Here is a 21497-nt window from a genome sequence, read left to right as displayed (position 1 = left end):
GGGTCGCCGCGGGGGGGGGCGGGGCCGTAGCGGCCGAGCGGCGCGCTGGGAGTACGTGGCGCCTCACGTACTTACAGCGCGCCGCTCAGCCCCCGTCAGCGCCCTCCGCCCCCCGCCCCCTCGTCCCGGGCGAACAACTGCGTCAGCGTGCTGATCGTGTAGACATCGGTGGACTCCTCGTCGACCAGGTGCATTTCGGTGAGGCGGTCCAGGCCGTCCTGGATGTCCTCCGGGGCGGAGCCGGCCAGGGAGGCCACGACGGACGCGTTCAGGTGGCCGTCGGCGTTGGCGGCGAGGGCGCTGAGCAGCCGGGCGTCGTCGGCCGAGAGGCGGGCCACGGACATCCGCAGGGCGGCCGCGACGCCGGTGTCCTCGGCGGACAGCAGGGCCAGCCGCCGCCGTTCGTCGCGCAGCGCGGCGGCCAGGCGGGTCAGCCGCCAGCGCGGGCGGGCCGTCAGCTGCGCGGCGGCGGCCCGCAGCGCGAGCGGGAGCCCGTCGCACAGTTCGACCAGTTCCCGCGCCGCGTCCGGGTCGTCCGCGACCCGTTCCGCGCCGAGCATCGCGCCGAGCAGCGCCGTACCCTCCGCGGCGCCGAGCGCCTGAACGGCGACCGGCCGGGCGCAGTCGGTGGCGACCAGCCCGTCCAGGCGGCTGCGGCTGGTCACGACGGTCGCGCAGTGTTCCCCGCCGGGCAGCAGCGGGCGTACCTGCGCGGAGCTCTGCGCGTTGTCGAGGACGACGAGCAGCCGCCGCCCGGCCACCACCGACCGGAAGAGGGCGGAGGCGGACTGGGCGGAGGTGGGGATGCGGTCCGGCGGTGTGCCGAGGGCCAGCAGGAAGTCCCGCAGGATCTCGGCCGGTTCGGCGGGCGCGCCCTCGTTGAAGCCGCGCAGGTCGGCGAAGAGCTGCCCGTCGGGGAAGGCTTCGGCGTGTGCGTGGGACCACTGCACGGCGCACGCGGTCTTGCCGACACCGGCCGGGCCGGTGACGACGGCGAGCGGGCTCTCGCCGGGTACGGCGGACCGCACCACGGCGCTCAGCGCGGCGAGCTGCTGCTCCCGCCCGAGGAAGCGGGCGGGTGGACGGGGGAGCAGGCGCGGGGCGGAGGAGCGCCCCGAGGGGGCATCCGTGGCGGCGGGGCCGCGTACCGCCTGGGCGGGTACGCGGGGGTCCACGGGGGCGGTGGCCCCGCCCGTACGGGCCGTGCCTGTAGTACCGGCACCGGCCCGAGCACCGGGACCGGCCTGAGTGCCGGAACCGGCACCCCTGGCACTCCCCGCCTCCTCGGCCCGCAGTATCTCCTCGTATGCCCCCTTCAGCCGCACCCCCGGCCCGACGCCCAGTTCCTCGTCGAGGAGCCGCCGCGTCCGGTGGAACCACTCCATCGCGTCGGACTGCCGCCCCGTACGGAACAGCGCCTGCATCAGGTCGGCGACCATGCCTTCCCGGAGCGGGTTGTTGACCGCGGCGGTGTAGAGGACCGCCGCGGCCTGTTCGTGTTCGCCCAGCGCGCTGTGGGCGCGTGCCAGGGCCTCGGTCGCGGTCAGCCGCTGTTCCTCCAGCGCGTGCGCGGCGGCGGCGAACGGCGGGCTGGTGACGGTGCCGGTGAGCGCCGGGCCGCGCCACAGGCCGAGGGCCTCCCGCAGCAGTGGCACCGCGTCGCCCGGGGCCGCCTCCGGGCGGGCCAGCGCGACCAGTTCGCCGAAGCGGTGGGCGTCGATCAGCTCCTCGGGCAGGCGCAGCAGGTACGCCGAGCCGTGGGTGGCCAGTTCGATGCCGTACGCCTCGGCGCCGCCCCCGGCCAGCGTCGCGCGCAGCCGCGAGACGTGGCCCTGCACGACCGTACGGGCGTGCTCGGGCGGTTCGTCCTCCCACAGGGAGTCGATCAACTGCTCCAGCGGGACGGTGGTGTTGGGCTGCAGGAGCAGCAGCGCCAGCACACTGCGCCGCTTGGCGGGCCCGAGCGCCAGCTCACCGGAGCCGGTGGCGACGGATATCGGGCCCAGCAGGGAGAAGTCCAACTCAGCCCTCCAGGAAGGCCGTCAGGGCGCCGGCCAGCATGTGCGGGTCCTCGCTGCCGCACAGCTCGCGCGCCGAGTGCATGGACAAGATGGCCACACCGATGTCGACGGTGGCGATGCCGTGCCGCGCGGCGGTGATCGGGCCGATGGTGGTGCCGCAGGGCATGGCGTTGTTCGAGACGAAGGACTGCCACGGCACGCCGGCCCGCTCGCAGGCGTCGGCGAAGACGGCGCGGCCGGTGCCGTCGGTGGCGTAGCGCTGGTTGACGTTGACCTTCAGGATGGGGCCGCCGTTGGGCAGCGGGTGGTGGCCGGGGTCGTGCCGCTCGGTGTAGTTGGGGTGCAGCGCGTGGCCGGTGTCGGAGGACAGGCAGACCGTACCGGCGAAGGCGCGGGCGCGGTCCTCGTAGGTGCCGCCGCGGGCGAAGACCGAACGTTCCAGCACCGTGCCGAGCAGCGGGCCGTCGGCGCCGGTGTCGGACTGGCTGCCGTTCTCCTCGTGGTCGAAGGCGGCGAGCACGGGGATGTACGGGGGCTCCTCGTCGGCGGTGGCGACCGTCGCCAGCGCGACCGTACCGGCGTGTACGGACAGCAGGTTGTCCATCCGCGGCCCGGCGACCAGCTCGCGGTCGCGGCCCAGGTAGGCGGGCGGTTCGATGCTGTGCAGCATCAGGTCCCAGCCGCGTATGTCATCGGCGTCCGCACCGATCTCCTCCTCGACGAAGGCGATGAGATCGCCCTCGCGCACCTCGCCCAGGCCCCAGATCGGCGTCATGTGGCGCTGCTTGTCGAGTTTGAGGCCGTCGGCGTTGACCGAGCGGTCCAGGTGGACGGCGAGCTGGGGGACGCGCATCAGCGCGCGGTCCACGTTGACCAGCCGGGTGCTGCCGTCGCGCAGCGTGACCCGGCCGCTGAGGCCTAGGTCGCGGTCGAGCCAGGTGTTGAGCAGGGTGCCGCCGTAGACCTCGACGGCGACCTGCCGCCAGCCGCGGTGGCCGGTGTCCGGGATGGGCTTGACGCGCAGGTTGGGCGAGTCGGTGTGGGCGCCGACGATGCGGTACGGGGTGGCGGCGGTGGCGCCCTCCGGGACGTACCAGGCGATGATCGCGCCGCCGCGCAGCACGTACTTGCCGCCGCTCTCCCCGTCCCAGGCGTCGGTCTCGGCGACCTGCCGGAAGCCCGCTTTCTCCAGCCGCTCGGCGGCGTTGGCCACCGCGTGGTACGGCGAGGGGGAGGCGGCGAGGAAGGACATCAGGTCGTCGGTGTGGCCGCGGTCGAAGCGGGGGGATTGGCTCATGGTTTCAGCATAAGGACTGCGGGGTGCCCTTCCCTGGTATACGAATCCGCATGCATCACGGTATGGGAACCTCAGTGCCCTTTCGGGCAGCCGGATGTCCCGGCCCGGGGGCCGGTCTCCGGTGCCCTCGCACGACGATGCCCGCCTCCCCGGGGGATGGGAGGCGGGCAACGTCAGTCTTGCGCGCTTGTCTGAGAACGTTGTGAGAGCGCCCCGGTCACCGTCCGTTTCCGGACGGCGCTTAACCGGTCGTTAGAACGCCCGCAGTGCGTCCCACGTCCCTCGGGACTCCTCAGAACGCGGCCTCGTCCAGCTCCATCAGCGACTGGTCGACGGTCTCGGCCAGGCCACGCTGCACGGAGACGCCCGGCAGCACGTTGTGCGCGAAGAACTTCGCCGCCGCGATCTTGCCCTCGTAGAACGGCTTGTCCTTGCTGGAGGCACCCGCCAGCTTTTCGCTGGCGACCGCCGCGCCCTTCAGGAGCAGGTAGCCGACGACCACGTCGCCCGAGGCCATCAGCAGGCGGGTGGTGTTCAGGCCGACCTTGTAGATGGACTTCACGTCCTTCTCGGTGGCCGCGAGGTCGGTCAGCATGGCGCCGACGATGGCCTCCAGGTCGGCGGCGGCCTTGGCCAGCTCGCCGCGGGCGGCCTCCAGCTCCGCGCCGCCGACGGCCTCCGCGAGGAACTTCTTGATCTCCTCGGAGAGGGCGGTCAGCGCCTGGCCCTGGTCGCGGACGATCTTCCGGAAGAAGAAGTCCTGGCCCTGGATGGCGGTGGTGCCCTCGTAGAGGGTGTCGATCTTGGCGTCGCGGATGTACTGCTCGATCGGGTACTCCTGGAGGTACCCGGAGCCGCCGAAGGTCTGCAGCGACTGGGCCAGCTGCTCGTAGGACTTCTCCGAGCCGTAGCCCTTGACGATCGGCAGCAGCAGGTCGTTCAGGCGGGTCGCGGCGGAGGCGTCCTCGCCCGCGGCCTCCTTGGCGATGATCTCGTCCTGGACGGTCGCGGTGTAGAGCACCAGGGCGCGCATGCCCTCCGCGTACGCCTTCTGCGTCATCAGCGCGCGGCGCACGTCGGGGTGGTGGGTGATGGTGACGCGCGGCGCGGTCTTGTCGGTGAAGGCGGCCAGGTCGGGGCCCTGCACGCGCTCCTTGGCGTACTCCAGCGCGTTGAGGTAGCCGGTGGAGAGGGTGGCGATGGCCTTCGTGCCGACCATCATCCGCGCGAACTCGATGATCTTGAACATCTGGCGGATGCCGTCGTGCTTCTCGCCCAGCAGCCAGCCCTTGGCCGGGTGGTTGGCGCCGAAGGTCATCTCGCACGTGTTGGACGCCTTCAGGCCCATCTTGTGCTCGACGTTGGTGGCGTAGACGCCGTTGCGCTCGCCCAGCTCGCCGGTCTCCCAGTCGAAGTCGTACTTCGGCACGATGAACAGCGACAGGCCCTTGGTGCCGGGACCGGCACCCTCGGGGCGGGCGAGCACGAAGTGCACGATGTTCTCGGACATGTCGTGCTCACCGGAGGTGATGAAGCGCTTGACGCCCTCGATGTGCCAGGAGCCGTCCTCCTGCTGGACGGCCTTGGTGCGGCCGGCGCCCACGTCCGAGCCCGCGTCCGGCTCGGTCAGCACCATGGTGGAGCCCCACTGCTTGTCCACCATCAGCTGCGCGATCTTGTGCTGCTCCTCGGTGCCCTCGTCGTGCAGCACGCCCGCGAAGGCCGGCCCGGAGGCGTACATCCAGATGGCCGGGTTGGCGCCCAGGATGGTCTCGGCGAAGGCCCACAGCAGGGAGCGGGGCGCGGTGGTGCCGCCGATCTCCTCCGGGATGCCCAGGCGCCACCACTCGGCGTCCATGTACGCCTGGTAGCTCTTCTTGAAGGTGTCGGGCACCGGCGCGGTGTTGGTGTCCGGGTCGAAGACCGGCGGGTTGCGGTCGGTGTCGGCGAAGGAGTCCGCCAGCTCGTTCTCGGAGAGCCGGGCGATCTCGCTCAGCACGCTCTTGGCGGTGTCCACGTCCATCTCCGCGAACGGTCCGGTGCCGTACACGCTGTCGCGGCCGAGGACCTCGAAGAGGTTGAACTCGATGTCGCGGAGATTCGACTTGTAGTGGCCCATGGGTACGGCTCCGTAAGGTTCGGGAGGAGACCCAGCGCTTGGAAGCGAGGGACCTCAAACGCAATACCAGCAAGTAGCTCCGATGATGCTACCCGTCGGTAATAAGAAGCAACCCCTAACCGCCCATCTGTGACGAGCGTCCCTGGGACGCCTCCGCACCCCTGGCCGCCCTACGGCATGCTCATGACCCCCACGGTCCTACGGCATGCTCACGGCCGGTCCTACCACTTCCCCGACCTGTCGCTGGTGGTCACCCGGCACACGGCGGGCTTCCCCGGACCCGGCGACTTCCCCGAGGCGACCTGGCGCTCGCCGTCGAGCAGGAGCCGGCAGGAGGCCGTGCCGTTCCCGGCCGGCGTCACCTCCAGGCGCGCCTCCTTCCCGCCGTCCACGACGACCGTCTCGCGCCACGGCAGCCGTGTGTCGCGGGCCTCGTCCACGCGCCGGTCGCCGCCCGGGTGCGGGGCGGAGTCGTGCTGGTAGAGCACCCGGCTCGCGCGCGGCGGCCCGCCGGTGGAGGTGGCCTCGTACGTCAGGGACCAGGCGGCCCCCGAGTCCCGGAGCTGGATGGCGCCGTACAGCATCAGTCCGCAGGCGGTCAGGGCGGTGACGGTGAGCAGTACGCCGCCGCGGGTGATGCGCGGTTTCCGGCGGTCACGGTCGGTCACGCGGTCGGTCATCGGTGGCGGCCCCGGTCGGTTGGTGGCGGTCTCATTGGCCGTTCCAACGTAGCGGCGTGGCGGGCGGCGCGGACTCAGTACGCTGTGCGGCATGTACGGCTACGACCAGAACGCGGGCGCCGGGCAGCAGCAGTACGGTGCGCCCCCGCCGCAGCACCCGGCCCCCGGCGGCTACGGCGAGCAGCCGCTGTACCCCGAGCCGTCCCCGCCCTCCCTCGCCGACGCGGTACGTGCCTTCACCACCGGCTCGATGTCCGCCGAGGACTTCCAGGGCATCTTCTCCACGTCCAAGGTCTACTGCCCGCGCGGCGACAACCCCGGCTTCCTGGCGCTGCACAACACCCAGCAGCCGGTCATCCCGATGTTCACCTCGCTCAAGGAGCTGCGCCGGTACGCGGGCAAGGAGTCCAAGTACTTCGTGATCACAGGCGCCGAGGTCCTGGACCTGCTCCCGACCGGCTACGGCTTCGTCCTGGACATGGAGGGCGATCACCGGATGGTCTTCGACGCCAAGTCGGTGGAGCAGATGGTCGACTTCGCGATGCGGCGGATGTACGGCTGAGGCGCGTTACTGGCGGCGGCACCGGAGGGTGCCGCCGCTTTTTGCGCTTCCGCGCCGCCGGAACGATTACTTCCAGCCGGAGACCGGCGGGGAATGCCGGCTGCCTTGCTAGTTGTTCAGGCTTCAACTAAATTGAAAGCTGAACGACCGAGGAGGCCGTCATGCCCGCAGTGACCGTAGAGAATCCGCTGACCCTGCCGCGTGTGGCGGCGCCCGCCGGGGCCCGGCCGCGCGCCGTGCTCGCGGTCGCCACCGCGCCCAGCGGCTTCGAGGGGGAGGGCTTCCCGGTACGCCGTGCCTTCGCCGGCATCGACTACCAGTACCTGGACCCGTTTATCATGATGGACCAGATGGGCGAGGTGGAGTACGCGCCGGGCGAGCCCAAGGGCACCCCCTGGCACCCGCACCGCGGCTTCGAGACCGTCACGTACCTGATCGACGGCAGCTTCATCCACCGCGACTCGCACGGCGGCGGTGGCGTGATCAACGACGGCGACACCCAGTGGATGACGGCCGGCTCCGGCCTGCTGCACATCGAGGCGCCGCCGGAGGAGCTGGTCATGACCGGCGGGCTCTTCCACGGCCTCCAGCTGTGGGTGAACCTTCCCAAGAAGGACAAGATGATGGCGCCCCGCTACCAGGACATCAGTGGCGGCCAGGTCAAGCTGCTGACGTCGGCGGACGGCGGCGCGCTGCTGCGGCTGATCGCCGGCGACATCGACGGTCACCAGGGGCCCGGCATCACCCACACACCGATCACGATGATGCACGTGTCGGTCAACCCGGGTGCCGAGGTGACCATCCCGTGGCGCTCGGACTTCAACGCGCTGGCGTACGGGCTGGCCGGACGCGGCACCGCCGGACCGGTCGGGCGCCCGTTCCGTATGGGCCAGTCCGTGGTGTTCGGCCCCGGCGGCGACTCGCTGACCATCCGGGCGGACGCCACCCAGGAGTCCCGCAGCCCCAACCTGGAGGTCGTCCTCCTGGGCGGCAAGCCGATCCGCGAGCCGATGATGCACTACGGCCCGTTCGTGATGAACACCCACGCCGAACTGGCCCAGGCATTCGAGGACTTCCAGGCGGGACGGCTGGGGACGGTGCCGGCCGAGGGCCACTGAGCCGGGGCGGCCTGCCGGTGACCCGCGGGGAGCGCATCCGCTCCCCGCGGAATGCCGTCACGTACGGGCGGCCCCGTGATCCACTGGCAGGGTGCGAAACGATCTGAGATCCCCGGACCGTCAGCCGCTCCTCCCGGTCGCCGCCCGCCGCGCCGCGGCCTGGTGCGGAGTGGGACTGCTCGTCGCCGCCGTGGTGGCCGTCGGCGTCTGGCTGTGTGTGCTGCTGAGCGCCGCCGTCACCCCCGTGCTGCTGGCGCTGCTCGGCAGCGCGCTGCTCGGGCCGGTCTACCGGCGGCTGGTGGCGATGAAACTCAACCAGTCGCTGGCTGCCGGGCTGACCTGCGCGCTGCTGGTCGTGGTGGTCGGCGGCGCGGGCTACATCGTCGTCAGCGCGCTGATCGACACCGGCGACCAGATCCTCGCCTCGCTCAAGGACGCCGCCAAGGAGGTGTCCCGGCACTTCGGCGCCGCGGGCACGTCACTGGACGACATCGTCTCGAACGCGAAGCCGTTCATAGGGAAGTTCGGCGGCACCGCGGCCAGCGGCCTGCTGGAAGGCGTCGGCGTCGTCGCGGCCACACTCGCCGCCTCCGTGCTGGCCCTGTTCCTGACCTTCTTCTTCCTGCGCGACTCCGGCAAGGCCGTGCGCGCGCTGCACGACTGGGCGCCCGGCGATTCGGGGCCGGGGCTGGAACAGATGGCCCGCCGCGGCTTCCAGGCCATCGAGGGCTTCATGCGCGGTACGACGCTGATCGCGCTGATCGACGCCCTCGGCATCACCATCGGCCTGCTGATCCTCCAGGTGCCCGGCGCGATCGGTCTGGGCGCGCTGGTCTTCGTCGGCGCCTACATCCCGTACCTGGGCTCCTTCCTGTCCGGCTCGGTGGCCGTGCTGGTCGCGTTCGCCGACGACCGCGGCCCGGCCATCGCCCTGTGGACGCTGGGCATCGTCCTGGTGGTGTTCTTCCTGGAGGGCCACATCCTCCAGCCGATCGTGCAGAGCCGTACGGTCCAGATGCACCCGGCGATCGTGATGCTGGCGATCACCGCGGGCGCCAGCGTCGCCGGAGTGATGGGCATGCTGCTGTCCGTACCGCTGACCGCGGCGGCCTTCGGCGTGCTCTCGGAGCTGCGCCGGCACTACGCCGCGGGCTCGGGCAGCGAGTCGTCGGAGAAGGCGTCCAGGTCCGGCAGCGACGGCTCGGCGCCGTCTGCCGCGTCCTCGTAGAGCTCGAACCACGTCGACTTGCCGTCGCCGCGCGGGTCCACGCCCCACGCGCCGGCCAGCAGCTCCATCAGCACCAGGCCGCGCCCCGAGGACGCCAGCTCGCCCGGGGTGCGGCGGTGCGGCAGCTCGTCGCTGCCGTCCGCCACGTCGACCCGGATACGGCGCTGTCCCGGCACCCCGGTGATCTCCGCGACCAGCAGCGCGTCGCCGTCCGTGTGCATCAGGACGTTGGTGACCATCTCGGAGACCATCAGGACGGCGGAGTCCACCTGGTCCTCGTCGGCCCAGTCGTGCAGCACGTCGCGCACCTGGCGGCGCGCCTCCGCTATCCGCTCGGGCTCGGACTGCCGCACGGTGAGCACCGTACGGCGTACCGGCTGGTGCGTCGCCGCGCCGCCGCTGCCCACCCCGCAGCTGCCGCCCTCGCGGCACAGCAGCAGCATCGCTATGTCGTCCTCGCGCCGGTCCACGAACGGGCCGGTGGTGTGGTACGAGGACGGGCCGTGCACGGCCTGTACGAGGGCGTCGGCCAGCCGCTCCAGGCCCGCGGCGTCCTCCAGGGCCGGCGCCACCACCGTCTCGGTGGGCTCCCCGTGCACGTCCTCGGCCCCGTATGTCTCGATCACGTGCCGCAGCCGCGCCCAGCCGGACTCCAGGTCGTGCCCGCCGGTCTCGATCAGCCCGTCCGTACAGACCAGCATCGTCTCGCCGGGCTCCAGGACGAGCCGGGTGGTGGGGTAGTCGGTGTCCGGCACGATGCCCAGCGGCAGGCCGCCCGCGGTGGGCCGGACGAGCACGGTGCCGTCGGCCATCCGGATGGTCGGGTCGGGGTGTCCGGCCCGCGCGATGTCCAGCAGGCCGGTGGCCGGGTCCACCTCGATGTACAGGCAGGTGGCGAAGCGCGGGTCCTCGCCGCCGAACTCGGTGTCGTTGATCCCGGACAGGAAGCGGGAGGCGCGGGAGAGCACCGCGTCCGGGTGGTGGCCCTCGGAGGCGTAGGCGCGCAGGGCGATCCGCAGCTGCCCCATCAGGCCCGCCGCCCGTACGTCATGGCCCTGTACGTCGCCGATGACCAGCGCGATCCGGCCGGACGGCAGCGTGATCATGTCGTACCAGTCGCCGCCGACCTCCAGCCCGCCGCCGGTGGGTACGTACCGCGCCGCCACCGTCATGCCCGGGATGTCCGGCTGCACGGTCGGCATCATGCTGCGCTGGAGGCCGTCGGTCAGCTCGCGCCGCGACTCCTGGTCGCCGGCCCGGGCGAGCGCCTGGGCGAGCATCCGGGCGACGGTGGTCAGCACCGCGCGCTCGTCGGGTGTGAAGGCGACCGGCGTGCCGAAGGCCGCCATCCAGGCGCCGATCGTGCGGCCCGCGCTGACCAGCGGCAGAAAGGCCCAGGACGTGCGGTTGAAGGGCTCGGCCAGCGGCCAGGTGGCGGGGTAGCGGCGGCGGTAGGACTCGGGGGTGGGCAGGTAGATGGCGCGGCCGGTCCGCACCACCTCGGCAGCCGGGTACTCGGTGTCCAGCGGCATGTCGACGAAGGGCTCGATGTCGCCCTGCTGGTGTCCGTGGTGGCCGATGACGGAGATCCGGTCGCCCTCGATGCCGAAGACCGCCAGGCCGTCCGGGCTGAAGCCGGGCATGGACAGGCCGGCGGCGACCCGCAGCACCTCGGCCGTGGAGTGCGCCTCGGCCAGCGCGCGCCCCGCGTCCAGCAGGAACGCCTCGCGGGAGCGGCGCCAGTCGCCGGTGACCGGGGCGTGCGGGGAGGCGGTGCCGGGCTGCGTCTCGGGGATCTCCTGGACCGTGCCGACCAGCTCGTAGTCCGTGTGGTCGGTCTCGCTGCGCAGGAAGGCGCGGGAGCGGCTGCGCACGATGCGCAGCACCCGGCCCTCGCTGTCCATCACGCGCAGCCGGGCCTCGGCGATGGTGCTCTCGCTGACGGCGAGGTTGACGATGCCGGTGATCTCGGCGAAGTCGGCCGGGTGGAGGTGGGAGCGCACCGCCGCCTCGGACAGCTCGACGGGCTCCGCGGGCAGCCCCAGCAGCCGGGCGGTCTCGGCGTCGAGGGTCACCTGTCCCGAGACGTTGTCCCAGCGCCACAGGCCGGTCGCGGTGGCGGCCAGGAGGTCCTTGGTGCGCATTGCATCACTTTAGGTGGGTTTGACGGGAGCCGACCAGCGCGGTGGGTACCGCGGCGGATGCCTCTATCTTCGCATGGCCATCTTGGCGCGGGCATGTCAAACGGAAGGCTGGGGGTGACCGGTAACCTGGAGCGGTTACAGGAAACTCACCCTCCAACTTGCGACGACTTGGATGAGCGATGCATCGGTACCGGTCCCATAACTGTGGCGAGCTCCGAGCCGCGGACGTCGACACCGACGTCCGCCTCAGCGGCTGGCTGCACAATCGACGTGACCTGGGCGGCATCCTCTTCATCGATCTGCGCGACCACTACGGTCTGGTCCAGCTCGTCGCCCGCCCCGGCACCCCCGCCAACGAGGCGCTGTCCTCCCTGACCAAGGAGACCGTCGTCCGTATCGACGGCAAGGTCAGCGCGCGCGGCGCGGACAACGTCAACCCCGAGCTGCCCACCGGCGAGATCGAGGTCGAGGTCACCGAGGTGGAGGTGCTCGGCGCCGCCGAGCAGATCCCCTTCACGATCAACGCCGAGGACGGGGTCAACGAGGAGAAGCGCCTCGAATACCGCTTCCTGGACCTGCGCCGCGAGCGGATGCACCGCAACCTGATGCTGCGCACCGCCGTCATCTCCGCCATCCGGCACAAGATGACCGCGCTCGGCTTCAACGAGATGGCGACGCCGATCCTGTCCGCGACCTCCCCCGAGGGCGCCCGCGACTTCCTCGTCCCGTCCCGCCTGCACGCCGGCAAGTTCTACGCGCTGCCGCAGGCCCCGCAGCAGTTCAAGCAGCTGCTGATGATCGCGGGCTTCGACCGGTACTTCCAGATCGCGCCCTGCTTCCGCGACGAGGACGCCCGCGCGGACCGCTCGCCGGGCGAGTTCTACCAGCTCGACGTCGAGATGAGCTTCGTCGAGCAGGAGGACGTCTTCGGCCCGATCGAGCAGCTGATGACCGAGCTGTTCACCGAATTCGGCAACGGCCGTACGGTCACCTCGCCGTTCCCGCGCATCCCGTTCCGCGAGTCGATGCTCAAGTACGGCTCCGACAAGCCGGACCTGCGCGCCGAGCTGGAGCTCGTCGACGTCTCGTCCGTCTTCGCCGGCTCCGGCTTCAAGGCGTTCGCCGACAAGCACGTCCGCGCCCTGGCCGTGCCGGACACCGCCGACCAGCCGCGCAAGTTCTTCGACCAGATGGGTGACTTCGCCGTCCAGCAGGGCGCGAAGGGCCTGGCCTGGGTCCGCGTCGGCGAGGAGAACACCCTCACCGGTCCGATCGCCAAGTTCCTCACCGAGGACGACGTGAAGGCCCTGGTCGAGGCCCTGGACCTGAAGCCCGGGTCGGCGGTCTTCTTCGGCGCCGGCGAGTTCGACGAGGTCTCCAAGATCATGGGCGCGGTCCGCGTCGAGGCCGCCAAGCGCACCGGCCACTTCGTCGAGGACGAGTTCCGCTTCTGCTGGATCGTCGACTTCCCGATGTTCGAGAAGGACGAGGACACCGGCAAGATCGAGTTCTCCCACAACCCGTTCTCCATGCCGCAGGGCGGCCTGGAAGCGCTGGAGACCAAGGACCCGCTGGACATCCTGGCCTGGCAGTACGACATCGTCTGCAACGGCGTCGAGCTGTCCTCCGGCGCCATCCGCAACCACGAGCCGGAGGTCATGTACAAGGCGTTCGCCATCGCCGGCTACGACAAGGAGACCGTCGAGGCCGAGTTCGGCGGCATGCTCCGCGCCTTCAAGTTCGGCGCCCCGCCGCACGGCGGCATCGCCCCCGGCGTGGACCGCATCGTCATGCTCCTCGCCGACGAGCCCAACATCCGCGAAACCATCGCCTTCCCCCTCAACGGCAACGCCCAGGACCTGCTCATGGGCGCGCCGACGGAGGTCGACGAGTCCCGGCTGAAGGAGCTGCACCTGTCGATCCGTAAGCCGCAGGTGAAGTAGTTCGTTCGTACGTGTGAAGGGCCCGCGATCCTATGATCGCGGGTCCTTTTGCGTGTCAGGGTCCGGGCATGACGCAGCTCGCGGAGAGTCCGGTCGTGGTGTATCGGGAAGACGTACGGTGGAAGGCACCACCGATCCCGGAGGAGACCGACGTGGGCGTCGTCGAAGAGCACGCGAGTGTCCTGAGCCAGGAGCAGTTCGAGGAGCTGGCTCGCCTCGGTGTGCGCGTGGACGAGTCGCTGCGTTTGGAACGAATCAACGGGAAGATCGGGGAAAAGGCGTTGCCGGACGGCGATCACGGGCGGATCATCCAGTGGCTGACACGCCTGTGTATCCAGGCCGATGTCGACTGGTGGCTGCATCCGGATCAGGGCCTGCGGGTCGAGACGTACCGCAAGGGCAATGCCCGCCCCGACGGATGCCTCGCACCGAGCGATGCCTTCGTCGGCCAGGGTGAGTGGGCGGATGCCGAGGGAGTGCTCATGGCCGTCGAGGTCACTTCCCGTGACTACGACACCAATCGCCGGGACCGCGAGGAGAAGCCCAAGGCGTACGCCGAGACCGGCATTCCGGTGTACCTGCTGATCGACCGGGACACCTGCGAGGTCAAGGTGCACTCACAGCCCGACGGCGGACGCTACGAGATGCTCCAGACGGTGCCGTTCGGCAAGGTGATCACCCTGCCGGACCCGGTGGGCATCGACCTGGACACCGAGCCGCTGAAGGGCTGGGTGCACTGAGGCACCGGATCGGCGAGGGGCCGGGCCGTGAGGCACGGTTCCGGGCCCCTCGCCTGTCGTGGCGTCCTATGCCGGCCTGGTAGTGGACGGTGTGTTGAAAGGACCTCCGGTGGACAGCCACGCACTCATCAAGATGTGGCGCGAACTGGACGTGCCAGGCGGTCTGCGTGCCGAACTGCTCGACGGCGAAATTGTCGTGCAGGCGAACCCTGGTCACTTCCACGATCTCCCCGGACGCACCTTCGTACGTCACACCCCGGCGCCTTTCGAGGCATGGAACGAGCGAGGGCTGCTGGTGGCCGACGACTACCGGCCGCGGGCCGATGCCGTCGTCATCCGGTCTGCTGACTGCCCGGCCGACAACGAGGCCGACTGGCCCGCGCAGATCGTCCTCGCAGTCGTCGAGACGGTCTCCACGACTCGTACGGCCATCCGGCGCGACTGGGACGAAAAGCGGGAGCGCTATGCGCAGGCGGGCATCCCCGTCTACTTGATCGTGGACCCGAACGACGCCACCTGGCACCTGCTCCAGCTCGACGGCCGCCACTACGTCGAGACCGTGAAGGGCATTCTTCGGCCAGGAGATTCCCATGCCGGAACCGATGAATTTCACCGTACGGACGGCGGGCTGGCACCCGTACGGCGGTACCGGGACTACGTCCGCGTAGGCGCGTCCCCCTGACGCTGAAGGGCCCGCAACCGATGCACGGTTCCGGGCCCCTCGCCGTACGTCGTCCGCGGGCTTACTCCGCCGCCCCGAACCGCTCCCGGTACGACTCCAGGTCGTCTTCCGTGATCTTCGCGAAGAGGACCGGCGGCACGGTGAACGACGTGCCGGCCGGGACCGAGGACAGTGCGCGGGCCTCGTCCGCCGTGACCCAGGCGGCCGTGTCGCCGTCCAGGGCGAACGCGCCGCGCATGGCCTTCGCGGCGGCCGGGATGAAGGGCTCCGAGACGATCGCGTACAGGTGGATCAGGTTCATCGCGGTCCGCAGCGTCAGCGCCGCCGCTTCCTGGTCGGTCTTGATCTCCAGCCAGGGGGCCTTCTCCTCCAGGTAGGAGTTGCCGGCGCTCCACAGCGCCCGCAGGGCCGCGGCCGCCTTGCGGAACTGGAGGGCCTCCATGTGGCTCTCGTACTCCGCCAGCAGCTCGGCGATCTGCTCGCCGAGCTTCCGCTCGGCCTCCCCGGCCGCGGCGCCCGCCGGCACCTCGTCACCGAAGCGCTTGCGGGAGAAGGACAGCACCCGGTTGACGAAGTTGCCGAGGGTGTCGGCCAGGTCCTTGTTGACCGAGGAGGAGAAGAGTTCCCAGGTGAAGGACGTGTCGTCGGACTCGGGCGCATTGGCCATCAGGAAGTAGCGCCAGTAGTCGGCGGGCAGCAGCTCCAGCGCCGCGTCGGTGAAGATGCCGCGCCGCTGCGAGGTGGAGAACTTGCCGCCGTAGTACGTCAGCCAGTTGAACGCCTTGAGGAAGTCGACCTTCTTCCAGGGCTCGCGGGTGCCGAGCTGGGTGGCCGGGAACATCACCGAGTGGAACGGGACGTTGTCCTTGGCCATGAACTCCGTGTAGCGCACATCGTCGGCCTCGTACCACCACGACTTCCAGTCGCGGTTGGCCGGGTCCGCGTCCGCCCACTCCTTCGTCGAGCCGATGTACTCGATCGGCGCGTCGAACCACACGTAGAAGACCTTGCCCTCGGCGGCCAGCTCCGGCCACACATCGCCCGGCACCGGCACGCCCCAGTCCAGGTCACGGGTGATCGCGCGGTCGTGCAGGCCCTCGGTCAGCCACTTGCGGGCGATGGAGGAGGCCAGCGTCGGCCACTCGTCGCCCGTCTCGTCGATGAACTTCTCGACCTCGCCCTGGAGCTTGGACTGGAGCAGGAAGAGGTGCTTGGTCTCGCGCACCTCCAGGTCGCTGCTGCCGCTGATCGCCGAACGGGCGTCGATCAGGTCGGTCGGGTCCAGGACGCGGGTGCAGTTCTCGCACTGGTCGCCGCGGGCCTTGTCGTAACCGCAGTGCGGGCAGGTGCCCACGATGTAGCGGTCCGGCAGGAAGCGGTCGTCGGCGATCGAGAAGACCTGGCGAATGGCCCGCTCCTCGATGAAGCCGTTCTCGTGGAGCTTGCGCGCGAAGTGCTGGGTCAGCTCCACGTTCTGCTGCGAGGAACTGCGGCCGAAGTGGTCGAATCGCAGGTGGAAGCCGTCGTAGATGGCCTTCTGCGCGTCGTGCTGCTCGGCGCAGAACGCGGCGACCGACTGGCCGGCGTCCTTTGCGGCCAGCTCGGCGGGCGTGCCGTGCTCGTCCGTCGCGCAGATGTAGAGCACATCGTGCCCGCGCTGGCGCATATAGCGCGCGTACACGTCGGCCGGGAGCATGGACCCCACCATGTTGCCCAGGTGCTTGATCCCGTTGATGTACGGAAGGGCGCTGGTGATGAGGTGTCGAGCCATTGCCGGCTGCTCCCAAGTCGCTACGGTGAGTGAGGTTTTGTTCTACGGAACGTCAATATCGTACTGGACCGGTGTACGGCCACCGCGCCCGGTTTTCCGCGTCCCGTACGTCCCTTGATCGTTCCGGCGAGGTGATCAGGGCTTACGGGCCACGACCAGCCCCCAGCCGGGGCTCCCGTCCGGACGGCGGGCGGCTCCCCGTACCGGCACGACCTCCACGGCGAACCCGGCCGCGCGCAGGTCGGCGCGTACGGCCCCCAGCGACGAAGTCCGGTAGTACATGACGAACGGCGGACGCCACACCAGATTCCGTACGCGCATCACCGCGTCGAAGCCGAGCAGCGTCCAGTACAGCGCGGAGCGCGGGGACGGCGGCGCGGCGATCGGGAAGGCGAAGATTCCGCCCGGCCGCAGGGCCCGGTGGACGCCGGCGAAGACGGCGGCGCGCTCGGCGGGCAGGAAATGCCCGAGGGCGCCGAAGGTGACGGCGAGGTCGAAGGCGGCGGTGAAGGGGAGGGCGCGGGCGTCGGCGCGGACGTAGGTGACGGCGGGTTCCGTACGCGGGGGCGCGGCCACGGTCCGGCGGGCCGCTGCGAGCATCCCCGTACTGAAGTCGGCCCCCACGATCCGCTCCCGGCACAGCGACCGCAGTACGCCGATGCCCGCGCCCGTACCGCAGCAGACGTCGAGCCCGGCCTCGAAGAGACCCCCGGACGGGCCGCGCCCCCGCAACGCCTCACCGGTCGCCTCAAGGATCCGGTCGGGAGTACGGAAGGGCGTGTGATCGAACTTCGGTGCCAGCAGGTCGTAGCCGTGCTCCACGGAGGAGAGGGCCTGCACGGTCAGCTCGCGGAGCGTGGGGCCCTGGGGAGAGAACACAGGGCCCAGGGTACTGAGGTGGGGGGCGCTTGCGTGGGGCGTGGGCATTTCGCCCGGAACTATGAGGCTCCGGCCCTCTCGATCGCGGGGCTCCCGCCGCCACCATCACGGGCTTTCGCTCTACTGCGGGGCTCCCTGCCCCTCCCCGTGCTTCGGCGCCTTCCCGTTCACCAGTACGCCCGCGACGACCGCCGCCAGCAGCATGATCCCCGCACCCCAGCCGATCGCCACCGTGAATCCGTGTACGACGCCGTCCTTCACGACCCCGTCCCGCGCGGCGGGCGTAAGGCGCCCGCCCGCTTCCCGCGCCGCGCTCGCCAGATGGCTCCCGATGTACGTCGCGCTCGCCGACGTGGCGATCGTGTTCAGCAGCGCCGTACCGATCGAACCACCCACCTGCTGAGCCGTATTGACGGTCGCCGACGTGACGCCCGAGTCCTGCGGCGCCACCCCGGCCGTCGCCGTCGCCATCACCGGCATGAAGATCAGACCCATCCCCAGCCCGACCAGAATCTCCGACGGCAGCACATGCGATACGTAAGCGGGCTCGGCCGTCAGTGTCGTCAGCCAGGCCAGTCCGGCCGCCGCCAGTACGGCACCCGGCACCATCAGCACCCGGGGCGGAATGTGGTGCAGCAGCCGGGCCGATATCTGCGTCGATCCGACAATGATGGCCGCGGTGATCGGCAGAAACGCCATGCCGGTCTTGACCGGTGAATACCCCAGCACCACCTGGAGGTAATACGTCATGAACAAGAACATCCCGAACATGGCGATCACCGCCAGCGCCATGGTCAAAAACGCGCCCGCACGGTTCCGGTTCCGCACGATGTGCAGCGGCAGCAGCGGATACCGGACCCGGCTCTGCCACCACGCGAAAACCACCAGCAGCGCGGCCCCGCTCACCAGCATCCCCAGCACCAGTCCGTCGTTCCACCCCCGCGGCTGCGCCTCGCTGCACCCGTACACAATGGCGACCAGCCCACCGCACCCGAGGAGTACGCCCGGTACATCCAGCCTCGCCGCCCCGCCGTGCCCGCGACGATCATGCAGAAACACCCAGGCGCCGGCTATCGCGATAAGGGCGATCGGCACGTTCACGTACAGACACCAACGCCAGTCCAGATACTCGGTCAGCAGGCCGCCCGCTATCAGCCCGATGGCCGACCCGCCGCCCGCGATGGCGCCGTAGATCCCGAACGCCTTCCCGCGTTCCTTCCCGTCCGTGAATGTCGTCGTCAGCAACGACAGCGCGGCAGGCGCCAGCAGAGCCCCGAAAGCACCCTGCAGAGCCCGCGCCCCGAACAGCATCCCCTGCCCGGTGGCCGCACCACCCAGTGCCGAAGCGACCGCAAACCCCACCAGCCCGGTGACGAACGCCCGCTTCCGCCCCACCAGGTCGGCAATCCGCCCACCCAGCAGCAACAACCCACCGAACGCGAGCGTGTACGCAGTGATGACCCACTGCCGGTTGGCGTCCGACATATGCAGCTCCCGCTGCGCGGACGGCAGGGCGATATTCACGATCGTCGCATCCAACACAACCATCAGCTGCGCCAACGCGATAACAACGAGCCCCCACCACCGCCGAGGATCAGGCTCCCCCGCAGCTTCCGTACGCCCCTGCGTCCGACTCTGGCTCTGGCTCATGAGGACCTGCCTTCGCCGTGGTCAACGGTCGGCGGTCGCCCGCCGAGGAGCGCCGCAGCCTCAATCCAGCGTAGGCGCCGCCCCGCGCCCTCGCGCGTCGGCCGGCTGCGGTCCGCTTATTGCCCGATCGGAACCCTGATCTCGCGGCGAATCTGGTCTGTCTTCTTCGCGAGTGCCTCCAGATCCACCGAGAAGGGGTCGGGAGAGAGCCGCTCCGCGTCCGTCTCCAGCACATTCCCGGACGTACTCGCGTCCGCCCACGTACAGAACGGCACCGTGAGCTTCTGTCCCATCTGCGACTTCACAAGGACCCCGCAGTACACGGGCTCTTTGGTGCCATTGGGCCGTTCCTCGCTCTTCGGGACGGCGAGTTCGGCGCCCCCGCTCTGCATTCCGTGAATCGTCTGCTTGACGGCTTCCTGCGGGTCGCTGATGGACCCGTACATCGACAGCATCACCAATGCTTTGGAACCGGCGGCGTATTGCCCGCCCACCGTTGTCATGTTGCGCGCGTACGATCCGTTGTGCGGTACCTGGGCATTCGCCGTGGAGCTCAGGTCCTTCGTGAGGGTGTACTCCCCGCCGACGAGCGTTTTCGGCACTGTGGTCTTGTACTTCGGTCCGGAATCGGCAGCCCCCGACGTCATCACTGCCACGATCGACCCGACGACCACGATCCCGACCACACCACCGACAATTCCCAGCACCTTGCCGGTGTTGCTCTTGCGGGGCGGTGGGGGTATGGGCGGCATGCCGTTCCAGCCTCCCGCGTAACCGGGCGCGGGCGGGTGCTGCCCATAGGGAACACCGGCCTGAGGCGCGGGCTGCATGCCCGGCTGTATGCCGTACGGCGGCTGGGGATGCGGCTGGGCAGGCGGTTGCGGCTGTCCGTAAGGCTGCTGGGGCGCACCACCGTAGCCGGGCCCGGGGGACGGTGGCTGGGGCGGCATGCTCATCTGTATCTCATTTCGTCGTTCAGGGCCGGGCTGACGCGTCGGCCGCGGCGGGCCGAAGTGGCCCGGCCGCGGCCGGTGGTTGGAGCTGTGGAGTGCCGGGGATGTCGGGGGTCAGGCGGGGAGGATGCCGGACTTGCGGGCCTCGGTGAGCCAGGTGGGGAACTCGGTCATGAGCTGCTGGTAGAGGTCCGCGTCGGCGAGGGAGCGGGGGTCGCGGCCGGCGTGGAAGAAGCCCGCGTTGTCGATGACGCGCTTTTCCGGTACGGCCAGCTCGTCCAGCTTGCGGAGGAAGTCGAAGCCCTTGGCGTCCGGGTCGCCGAAGCCGACGAACTGCCAGAAGATGGGCAGCTTCGCGGCCTCGCAGAGGGCCTTCTCGGCGGCCGGCTTGGAGGTGGGGGCGCCGTCGGTCTGGAAGATGACGAAGGCGGGGTCGGTCGCGCCGGACTTCTCGTAGTGCTCGACGACGGCGTTGATGGCCCAGTGGTAGTTCGTACGGCCCATGTGGCCGAGGCCCGCGTGCAGTTCCTCGATGCGGCCCTCGTAGTTGGCCAGGTCGAGTTCGGCGGTGCCGTCGACGTCGGTGGAGAAGAAGACCACCGGCACGGTGCCGTCGTCGTCGAGGTTGGCGGAGAGGCCCAGGGCCTGTTCGGCGAGGTGCTGGACCGTGCCGTCCTTGTAGTAGTTGCGCATCGAGCCGGAGCGGTCGAGCACGAGGTAGACGGCCGCGCGCTGAGTGGCCAGCCCCTGCTTTTCGAGGGAGACCCGGGCCGCCTTGTAGAGGCTGACGAGGCCGGGGGCCTGGGACTCGATTTTGGTGAGGGAGGTGGGGGGAGCGGGGGAAGCGGGTGCTTCAGGTACGGCGTCCGGCTGGGGGGTGGTTTCCGTCGGTTCGGCGGTGGCCTTGTCGGCGGGTTCGGTTTCCGGCTTCGGGGCCTTCGGGGCCGCCTCGGCCGTAACTTCCGGTTCCGGCTTCGGGGCGGCCGCGGCCACGGCTTCCGGCTCTGGGGCGGCCACCACCGCAGCTTCCGGCTCCGCCGGGGCCTCGGCTTCCGCCTTGGGTTCCGGCTTGGGCTCGGCCACGGTCGTAGCTTCCGGTTCCGGCTCGGGCTCGACCACAGCCTTGGCCTCCGGCTCCGGCTCGGCCACGGCCGTGGACTTCGGCTCCGCCTTGGTCACACCAACCTCAGGCTCGGCCTCCGCAGCCGCCTCCGCCCTATCCGACACCTTCGGATTGTCGAACGCCTGGGAGACGAGGTCGGACGCCGAGTCCTTGGGGGAGGAGGCGGCATCCGGGGTGGTGGCCTGGGTGGGGACGGAAGCGGATGGGGTGTCGGTGGGGGCGGTGCGGGCGGTGGGGACGGCGGGGTCGCGGGGGGCGGCGGGCTCCGGGGTGGCCTCTTCGCGGGCCTCCGGGATGGTGGCCGCTTCCGGCGTCCGAGTGCCGCCCGCCGCCTCGTTCGATTCCTCGCGGGCCGCCTTGGAGCGACCGAAAGCGTTGCGCAGCAGACTCCGAATGCCCATCGGCGAACCTCTCTAGCGTGTGTGCGGTGCGGCGAATGTCCGAGAAGCGCGGACATGTCCCTGACCAGGCCGGACACGTAAGGGTAGCCGTCTGGCCCGGTCCCATCGTGGGACCCCGCGCGTCTCGCGGCACGCCCCGTTTGGGTGTTTTGTGATTCGGGGTGGTGTGGGGGCGGGGTGTTGGTC

16 protein-coding genes are annotated in these 21497 nt (G+C 70.3%); 6 read left to right on the top strand and 10 right to left on the bottom strand.

The annotated features are described in order from the left end of the window. Positions 1-95 precede the first annotated feature (95 nt). The 4 genes from ADK86_RS07185 to ADK86_RS07170 all read right to left on the bottom strand — a co-directional run bounded on the left by ADK86_RS07185 (position 96) and on the right by ADK86_RS07170 (position 6105). On the bottom strand, positions 96-2021 hold the full coding sequence (locus tag ADK86_RS07185; protein ID WP_053695819.1) for an AfsR/SARP family transcriptional regulator: 1926 nt from the start codon (positions 2019-2021) through the stop codon (positions 96-98). A 1-nt stretch (position 2022) separates the two neighbouring features. Further along, complete coding sequence (locus tag ADK86_RS07180) at positions 2023-3318, bottom strand: M18 family aminopeptidase (RefSeq protein ID WP_053695818.1); 1296 nt, start codon at positions 3316-3318, stop codon at positions 2023-2025. A 292-nt stretch (positions 3319-3610) separates the two neighbouring features. Next, the gene (locus tag ADK86_RS07175) at positions 3611-5437 is read right to left on the bottom strand and encodes an acyl-CoA dehydrogenase (protein ID WP_003980377.1); all 1827 of its coding nucleotides are present in this window, start codon (positions 5435-5437) and stop codon (positions 3611-3613) included. A 221-nt stretch (positions 5438-5658) separates the two neighbouring features. Then, on the bottom strand, positions 5659-6105 hold the full coding sequence (locus tag ADK86_RS07170; protein WP_159393792.1) for a hypothetical protein: 447 nt from the start codon (positions 6103-6105) through the stop codon (positions 5659-5661). Positions 6106-6208: 103 nt separating this feature from the next. Between ADK86_RS07170 and ADK86_RS07165 the strand changes: the two genes are divergently transcribed. From ADK86_RS07165 to ADK86_RS07155, 3 genes are all read left to right on the top strand, one after another. Continuing rightward, positions 6209-6679: an SseB family protein gene (locus ADK86_RS07165; RefSeq protein ID WP_003980379.1), complete on the top strand. Its 471-nt coding sequence runs from the start codon at positions 6209-6211 to the stop codon at positions 6677-6679. A 161-nt stretch (positions 6680-6840) separates the two neighbouring features. Beyond that, positions 6841-7797, top strand: coding sequence for a pirin family protein (locus tag ADK86_RS07160; protein ID WP_053695816.1), 957 nt, complete (start codon positions 6841-6843; stop codon positions 7795-7797). Between the two features lie 91 nt (positions 7798-7888). Then, positions 7889-9025 carry an AI-2E family transporter gene (locus ADK86_RS07155; protein ID WP_053695815.1) on the top strand — a complete coding sequence of 379 codons (1137 nt, stop codon included), beginning with the start codon at positions 7889-7891 and terminating at the stop codon, positions 9023-9025. Here ADK86_RS07155 and ADK86_RS07150 read toward each other — a convergent pair. Beyond that, on the bottom strand, positions 8938-11169 hold the full coding sequence (locus ADK86_RS07150) for an ATP-binding SpoIIE family protein phosphatase (protein WP_030589931.1): 2232 nt from the start codon (positions 11167-11169) through the stop codon (positions 8938-8940). The genes ADK86_RS07155 and ADK86_RS07150 overlap by 88 nt on opposite strands. 179 nt (positions 11170-11348) lie before the next feature. Between ADK86_RS07150 and aspS the strand changes: the two genes are divergently transcribed. From aspS to ADK86_RS07135, 3 genes are all read left to right on the top strand, one after another. After that, on the top strand, positions 11349-13112 hold the full coding sequence (gene aspS / locus ADK86_RS07145) for an aspartate--tRNA ligase (protein ID WP_053695814.1): 1764 nt from the start codon (positions 11349-11351) through the stop codon (positions 13110-13112). 152 nt (positions 13113-13264) lie between these two features. Next, on the top strand, positions 13265-13852 hold the full coding sequence (locus tag ADK86_RS07140; protein WP_053695822.1) for a Uma2 family endonuclease: 588 nt from the start codon (positions 13265-13267) through the stop codon (positions 13850-13852). Positions 13853-13961: 109 nt separating this feature from the next. Further along, the gene (locus ADK86_RS07135) at positions 13962-14534 is read left to right on the top strand and encodes a Uma2 family endonuclease (protein WP_234345744.1); all 573 of its coding nucleotides are present in this window, start codon (positions 13962-13964) and stop codon (positions 14532-14534) included. 61 nt (positions 14535-14595) lie between these two features. Here ADK86_RS07135 and metG read toward each other — a convergent pair whose 3' ends face one another. The 5 genes from metG to ADK86_RS07110 form a co-directional block, all read right to left on the bottom strand. Then, complete coding sequence (metG, locus tag ADK86_RS07130; RefSeq protein ID WP_053695813.1) at positions 14596-16305, bottom strand: methionine--tRNA ligase; 1710 nt, start codon at positions 16303-16305, stop codon at positions 14596-14598. Between the two features lie 135 nt (positions 16306-16440). Then, entirely contained in the window at positions 16441-17184 is a 744-nt protein-coding gene (locus ADK86_RS07125) for a class I SAM-dependent methyltransferase (protein WP_053695821.1), read from the bottom strand. Positions 17185-17304: 120 nt separating this feature from the next. Further along, complete coding sequence (locus ADK86_RS07120) at positions 17305-18834, bottom strand: MFS transporter (RefSeq protein WP_078951890.1); 1530 nt, start codon at positions 18832-18834, stop codon at positions 17305-17307. Positions 18835-18950: 116 nt separating this feature from the next. Then, complete coding sequence (locus tag ADK86_RS07115) at positions 18951-19664, bottom strand: hypothetical protein (RefSeq protein ID WP_159393791.1); 714 nt, start codon at positions 19662-19664, stop codon at positions 18951-18953. A 237-nt stretch (positions 19665-19901) separates the two neighbouring features. Then, a complete protein-coding gene (locus tag ADK86_RS07110) occupies positions 19902-21311 on the bottom strand; it encodes a VWA domain-containing protein (RefSeq protein WP_053695811.1) in 1410 nt (469 codons plus the stop codon). Positions 21312-21497: the final 186 nt, after the last annotated feature.

It is taken from the genome of Streptomyces sp. NRRL F-5755 (assembly GCF_001279365.1).
GTDB classification, from domain to species: domain Bacteria; phylum Actinomycetota; class Actinomycetes; order Streptomycetales; family Streptomycetaceae; genus Streptomyces; species Streptomyces rimosus.
Note: the sequence above shows the minus strand (reverse complement) of the source record. Positions and strands in the feature narration are given on the sequence as shown.

What these genes read in the sequence shown, in the direction of transcription:
- ADK86_RS07180 (WP_053695818.1), bottom strand. Translation starts at nt 3,318, where the DNA reads ATGAGCCAATCCCCCCGCTTCGACCGCGGCCACACCGACGACCTGATG.
- ADK86_RS07175 (WP_003980377.1), bottom strand. Translation starts at nt 5,437, where the DNA reads ATGGGCCACTACAAGTCGAATCTCCGCGACATCGAGTTCAACCTCTTC.
- ADK86_RS07165 (WP_003980379.1), top strand. Translation starts at nt 6,209, where the DNA reads ATGTACGGCTACGACCAGAACGCGGGCGCCGGGCAGCAGCAGTACGGT.
- ADK86_RS07160 (WP_053695816.1), top strand. Translation starts at nt 6,841, where the DNA reads ATGCCCGCAGTGACCGTAGAGAATCCGCTGACCCTGCCGCGTGTGGCG.
- ADK86_RS07150 (WP_030589931.1), bottom strand. Translation starts at nt 11,169, where the DNA reads ATGCGCACCAAGGACCTCCTGGCCGCCACCGCGACCGGCCTGTGGCGC.
- aspS (WP_053695814.1), top strand. Translation starts at nt 11,349, where the DNA reads ATGCATCGGTACCGGTCCCATAACTGTGGCGAGCTCCGAGCCGCGGAC.
- metG (WP_053695813.1), bottom strand. Translation starts at nt 16,305, where the DNA reads ATGGCTCGACACCTCATCACCAGCGCCCTTCCGTACATCAACGGGATC.
- ADK86_RS07120 (WP_078951890.1), bottom strand. Translation starts at nt 18,834, where the DNA reads ATGAGCCAGAGCCAGAGTCGGACGCAGGGGCGTACGGAAGCTGCGGGG.
- ADK86_RS07115 (WP_159393791.1), bottom strand. Translation starts at nt 19,664, where the DNA reads ATGCAGCCCGCGCCTCAGGCCGGTGTTCCCTATGGGCAGCACCCGCCC.
- ADK86_RS07110 (WP_053695811.1), bottom strand. Translation starts at nt 21,311, where the DNA reads ATGGGCATTCGGAGTCTGCTGCGCAACGCTTTCGGTCGCTCCAAGGCG.